Source organism: Arthrobacter sp. NPDC080086 (assembly GCF_040702285.1).
This window is the reverse complement of the sequence record NZ_JBFBKP010000027.1, coordinates 46242-52321: the sequence shown is the minus strand read 5'-3', so window position 1 is coordinate 52321 and position 6080 is coordinate 46242. Positions and strand designations below refer to the sequence as shown.

3 protein-coding genes and 1 tRNA gene are annotated in these 6080 nt (G+C 68.3%); 3 read left to right on the top strand and 1 reads right to left on the bottom strand.

From position 1 onward, the window contains the following. The coding region (locus AB0305_RS11325; RefSeq protein WP_366172976.1) for a zinc-dependent metalloprotease at positions 1-1269 on the bottom strand (1269 nt) is incomplete at its 3' end. 418 nt (positions 1270-1687) lie between these two features. Here AB0305_RS11325 and AB0305_RS11320 point away from each other — a divergent pair. The 3 genes from AB0305_RS11320 (at position 1688) to AB0305_RS11310 (ending at position 6015) form a co-directional block, all read left to right on the top strand. Beyond that, positions 1688-2716 (top strand): S16 family serine protease, encoded by a 1029-nt coding sequence (locus tag AB0305_RS11320; RefSeq protein ID WP_290256459.1) that lies wholly within the window; start codon positions 1688-1690, stop codon positions 2714-2716. 92 nt (positions 2717-2808) lie between these two features. Then, complete coding sequence (locus AB0305_RS11315) at positions 2809-5814, top strand: UPF0182 family protein (RefSeq protein ID WP_364132939.1); 3006 nt, start codon at positions 2809-2811, stop codon at positions 5812-5814. Between the two features lie 127 nt (positions 5815-5941). Beyond that, positions 5942-6015, top strand: a tRNA-Met gene (locus AB0305_RS11310). Positions 6016-6080: the final 65 nt, after the last annotated feature.

Sequence of the window (6080 nt, the reverse complement as noted above, 5' to 3'; positions counted from 1 at the left end):
TTCGCTGAAGCCCTTCGGGTCATCGAGGTCCTCGGCGGTGGGCAGCAGGTCCGGGTGCTGCCAGATGGCGTCCCGGCCCTCCACGCCGCGTTCCTCCTTCAACTGGGCCCACAGCGTCGCGGCCTCGCGCAGCCGGCGCGGCCGCAACTCCAGGCCCACCAGGGACGAGAAGGCGTGTTCGGCCGGTCCGCCGGTGGCACGGCGGCGGCGGACCGTCTCGCGCAGGGCCGCCGCAGAAGGCAGCAGCTTCTCGGTGGCGGCGGCGGTCAGCTCGTCCACCCACCCCTCCACCAGAGCGAGCGCGGTCTCGAGCTTCTCCAGTGCCTGGTCCTGGGCGGGGGTGCGCTGCGGCATGAAGACACCCTGGGAGAGGGCCTCCTGGATGCCTTCGGGGTTGCTGGGGTCCAGCTCCCGGGCGAGGTCCTCAATCTTGGAGGTGTCGATGTGGATGCCCCGGGCGTAGGCCTCGATGGCGCCCAGCAGGTGCCCGCGCAGCCAAGGGACCTGGACGAACAGCCGGGCGTGGGCGGCCTCGCGGACGGCCAGGAAGAGCCGGATGTCGTTCTCGGGAAGGCTGAGGCCCTCACCGAACTTGGCCACGTTGGCGGGGAGGAGCGCCATCTCCAGGTCGGCCAGCGGGACGCCGATGTCGGTGGAGCTGACCACCTCTGCGGAGAGTGCACCGATCGCCTGGCCCAGCTGCATGCCGAAGATCGCGCCGCCCATGTTCTGCAGCATCGAGGAGGCGCCGCCCATCATGGACTTCATTTCCTCGGGCATCTGTTCGGTCATCGCGGTGGAGAGTGCGTTGGCGATGCTGTTGGCCACCGGCTCGGTCAGCCGCTTCCAGGTGCCCAGGGTTTCCTCGACCCACTCGGCCCGGGACCAGGCACGGCCGATCAGCCCCGTGGAGGGAAGCTCGGTGACCTGGTCCAGCCACAGCTCAGCCAGCCGGAGCGCCTCGTCCACCTCGCGGGACTGGGCGGCGGTGACGGAGGGGTCGGAACCGCTGGCCGCGACCCGCCGGGCGTTCTCGTGCGCCAGCTGCCAGTTGACGGGCCCGTCGGAGGAGGCGCTCATCATGGCCTGGACCTGCGAAAACATCTGCGCCAGCAGGTTGGGGTCATCGGGCAGGCCCGCGGCTTTGGCCAGTTCGGCCGGATCGATGTTCCCCATGCCCTTGCCGCCCATCAGGTTCTGCAGCATTTCCGCCAGCGGATCCTTGGGCTCGTCGTCCCCGTTGGACGGTTGGTGTGGGTTAGAGGTCATGATCCCGCCGATCGTCGGTGTGACTGGTACTCAACTTCACGCTACCCCTCCCGCTCAGCGGCTGTCTTGCAGAAACCGGCGCCGTTCGCTGTCGGCAAAGCACTCCGGCACCCCGCGAGCGCGTAGTGTGGGGCTCTGGAATATTTGCATGGCTGACGCGCCGTTTCCGGGCGCCGGCCCAGCGTCCGGACCACCCCCGGCAGGGGTGCCGGACGCCGGCACGAGAGGTCCTTCAGTGACGTTTACGCAGGACGGGCAGCCCGGTAACGGCCCCGTGGCCGACAGTACCGCCAACGGCACGGTCGAAAGCCCCGCTACCGACGGCGACGGCGCCGACCACGCGGGCCTCTGGCCGCGCCGCGGAGCTCGCGCCGGCCGGCAGGGCGGCGCCGGGGGAGGAGGGCGCCGACCCTCGGCCATGGTGGTCTCCGGCCTGCTCTCGATCGGACTCGGCGTCGCAGCCCTCAGCCTGCCCGTTCCCTATGTGATCGAATCCCCGGGCCCCACCTTCAACACCCTGGGCACGGACAACGGCAAGCCGGTCATCACCGTCACCGGGCACGAGTCCTACCCGGCCAAGGGCAACCTGGACCTCACCACGGTGTACGTCGACGGCGGCCCCAACGGACCCGTGAGCGTCTTCGAGGCCCTCACCGCCTGGCTGAACCCCGCCAAGGCCGTCTACCCGCAGGAACTGATCTTCCCCAGCGGCGTCACCAAGGAACAGTCGCAGCAGGAAAGTGCCGTGGCCATGACCACCTCCCAGGAGAACGCCGTCGCGGCCGCCCTGAAGGAACTCGGCATCCCGTTCGGGCAGAAGCTCCAGGTGGCCAGCATCCCCGACGACTCCGCGTCCAAGGGCAAGATCCAGGAGGGCGACCTGCTGGTCTCCATCGGCGGCAAGCCGATCTCCGCGCTGAGCGTCATCCAGTCCGAGCTCGCCGCCGGCAACGGCAAACCGGTCCCCGTGGTGGTGGACCGCGGCGGCAGCCAGCAGACGCTGACCATCACGCCGGCCAAGTCCGAGAACGGCCGCTACCTCCTCGGCGTGGTGCTGCAGTACAAGTTCACCTTCCCCTTCGACGTAAAAATCTCCCTGGACAAGGTGGGTGGCCCGAGCGCCGGCATGATGTTCGCCCTCGGGATCGTGGACACGGTGACCCCGGGCGACCTTACCGGCGGCAAGCACATCGCGGGCACCGGAACCATCACCCCCGACGGCGCCGTCGGGCCCATCGGCGGCATCGACCAGAAGATGGTCGGCGCCCGCTCCGGCGGGGCCACCCTGTTCCTCGCGCCGGCGGCCAACTGCGACGAAGTCGTCGGCCACATCCCGGCCGGCCTGCAGGTGGTGAAGGTCGAGACCCTGGCCGACGCACGGCACGCCGTCGAGCTCTCAGCGTCAGGCGGCGACACGGCCGAGCTGCCCGCTTGCACCAGGAACTAGACTGACCCCGGAACTAAGCCTCCGTGCCGCTCGTGGCACAAGAGACAACTGAAAAAACAGCAGCACCGACGACCAGCTATGAGGTATCGAGTTTGTCCCGTCCCAGCACCGTCCCACCCGGAAGGCAACAGCAGCGGCGAGGCGCCCTAACGCCCACGCTGATTGTCGTGGCCCTGCTCGTCGTGGGCTTCATCTTCTTCGCCAATGTGTGGACGGACGTCCTCTGGTACCAGCAACTGGGCTACTTCGAAGTCTTCGTGACCGAGAACGTGTCCCGGATCCTGATCTTCCTGGCGGGCTTCGCGGTGATGTTCGCGGCCATGTTCTTCGCCATCCGCATCGCCTACACCGCCCGGCCCGTCTACGCCCCGGACTCCGAGATCCGGGACAACCTCAACCGCTACCAGGCCCAGCTCGAGCCGATCCGCCGCGTGGTCATGATCGGCCTGCCCGTCCTGTTCGGCCTCTTCGCCGGCAGCGCGGCCGCCAGCCAGTGGCAGAAGGTGCTGCTGTTCCTGCACCAGAAGCCGTTCGGCCAGAATGATCCGCAGTTCAACCTGGACATCAGCTTCTACATGATGACCCTGCCGTTCCTGGGCTTCGTCACCGGCTTCCTGATCAGCGTCGCCGTCGTCGCCGGCATCGCGGGGATCCTCACCCACTACCTCTACGGCAGCATCCGCCTGATGGAACGTGGCGTCTTCACCAGCCGCGCCGCCCAGATCCACCTGGCCGTCACCGGCGCGGCCTTCCTGCTGCTGCTGGGCGTCAACTTCTGGCTGGACCGCTACTCGGCCGTGCTGAACAACAGCGGCCGCTGGGCCGGCGCCCTCTACACGGACGTCAACGCCGTGATCCCCACCAAGGCGATCCTCGCCGTCGCCGCCGCGCTGGTGGCCGTGCTCTTCATTGTCGCGGCCGTGATCGGCAAGTGGCGCCTCCCCGTCATCGGCACCGCCATGCTGGTCATCACCTCCATCCTGGCCGGCGGCGTTTACCCGTGGGTCATCCAGCAGTTCCAGGTCCGCCCCTCCGAGCAGACCCTGGAAAAGACCTACATCGAGCGCAACATCGCCATGACCCGGGCTGCCTACGGCCTGGATAAGATCCAGGAAAAGCGCTATGAGGCCACGACCAACGCCACCACCGGCGCGCTGGCCCCGGACGCCCAGACGACGGCGAACATCCGCTTGCTGGACCCGAATCTGATCTCCGACGCGTTCTCGCAGCTTGAGCAATACCGGCCGTACTACCAGTTCCCCAGCACCCTGAACGTGGACCGGTATGAGGTCAACGGCAAGATCCAGGACACCGTGATCGCGGTCCGCGAGCTGAACCCCAGCGGCCTGGCCAGCAACCAGCAGTCCTGGCTGAACAAGCACGTCGTCTACACCCACGGCTACGGTGTCGTCGCTGCCAAGGGCAACAAGTTCACCGCCGACGGCAAGCCCGACTTCCTGCAGTCCGGCATCCCGTCGACCGGCGTCCTCGGCACCGACACCACGTACCAGCCGCGGATCTACTTCGGCGAAAACTCTCCGGACTACTCGATCGTCGGCGCCCCGGACGGCGCGCCGCACCGTGAGCAGGACCGCCCCGCCGCCAAGGAGGGCGACGCCGGCACGCAGTACACCTTCACCGGCAACGGCGGCCCGAACGTGGGCAGCTTCTTCAACAAGATCCTGTACGCGGTGAAGTTCCAGTCCTCCGACCTCCTGCTTTCCGACGGCGTCAACGCCGATTCGCAGATCCTCTACGACCGCAGCCCCAAGGACCGCGTGGAGAAGGTGGCCCCGTACCTGACGGTCGACGGCAATGCCTATCCCGCCGTCGTGGACGGCCGCGTGAAGTGGATCGTGGACGGCTACACCACCAGCCCGTACTTCCCGTACTCCCAGCAGGAGCAGCTCTCGGACGCCACCCGGGACTCGCAGACCTCCGCGGGCCGGACCGCCGCGCTGCCCAGCAGCTCGGTGAACTACATCCGGAACTCGGTCAAGGCCACCGTGGACGCCTACGACGGCTCCGTCACCCTCTACGCCTGGGATGACCAGGATCCGGTCCTGAAGGCCTGGCAGAGCATCTTCCCCTCCACGCTGAAGCCGTACTCGGAGATGTCGGGTGCGCTGATGAGCCACGTACGGTACCCGGAGGACCTCTTCAAGGTCCAGCGTGAGCTGCTGGGCCGGTACCACGTGACCAACCCGGACAACTTCTTCACCAACAACGACGCGTGGAGCGTCCCGAACGACCCCACGGTGAAGGACGACGGCGTCAAGCAGCCTCCGTTCTACATGTCGCTGCAGATGCCGGACCAGGACAAGCCGGCCTTCCAGCTCACCTCCTCGTTCATCCCGCAGGTGGTCAACGGCAACGCCCGAAACGTCCTCTACGGCTTCCTCGCCGCGGACTCCGACGCCGGTAACCAGAAGGGCGTGAAGGCGGACAGCTACGGCCAGCTACGGCTGCTGCAGATCCCGCCGGAGGCCAACGTCCCCGGCCCGGGCCAGGCGCAGAACAAGTTCAACTCGGACCCCACGGTGTCCCAGGCGTTGAACCTGCTCCGGCAGGGCGCGTCCGCGGTGCTCAACGGCAACCTGCTGACGCTGCCGGTGGGTGGCGGCCTGCTCTACGTCCAGCCGGTCTACCTGAAGTCGACGGGGGAGACCTCCTACCCGACGCTGCAGCGAGTGCTGGTGGCCTTCGGCGACAAGATCGGCTTCGCCCCGACCCTGGACGAGGCGCTGAACCAGCTCTTCGGCGGCAGCTCCGGCGCCACGGCGGGCGACGCGGCGAACAACGGCCAGACACCGGCGACGCCGGGCCCGGGCACCGGGACAACCCCGCCCACCGGCGGCTCGAACGCCAACGCGGACCTCAAGGCGGCACTCGATGACGCGAACAGCGCCATCAAGGCCGGCCAGGAGGCCCTGGCCAAGGGCGACTTCGCAGCCTACGGCGACCAGCAGAAGAAGCTCTCCGCCGCCCTGCAGCGGGCGATCGACGCCGAGGGGAAGCTGACGCCGCCGGCCAGCGGCGGCAGCCCCTCGCCCACGGCGTCGCCGACGGCGACAGCCTCGCCCTCGCCCACCAAGTAGCCGCGGGCCTCGTGGCCGGCCTCCCGTGACGGGGCGCCGGCCACCCCCGGGATCGGGGCGGTGCGATGCAGATCACGCCGCCCCGATTTGGCCCCGCGTTCACCGGCAGGTAATGTTGATGGTGCGACGCGGGGTGGAGCAGTTCGGTAGCTCGCTGGGCTCATAACCCAGAGGTCACAGGTTCAAATCCTGTCCCCGCAACAAAGGAAAGGCCCGGATCCATTGAGGATCCGGGCCTTTCGCGTTCCCGCGGCCCCGCGGCCAGG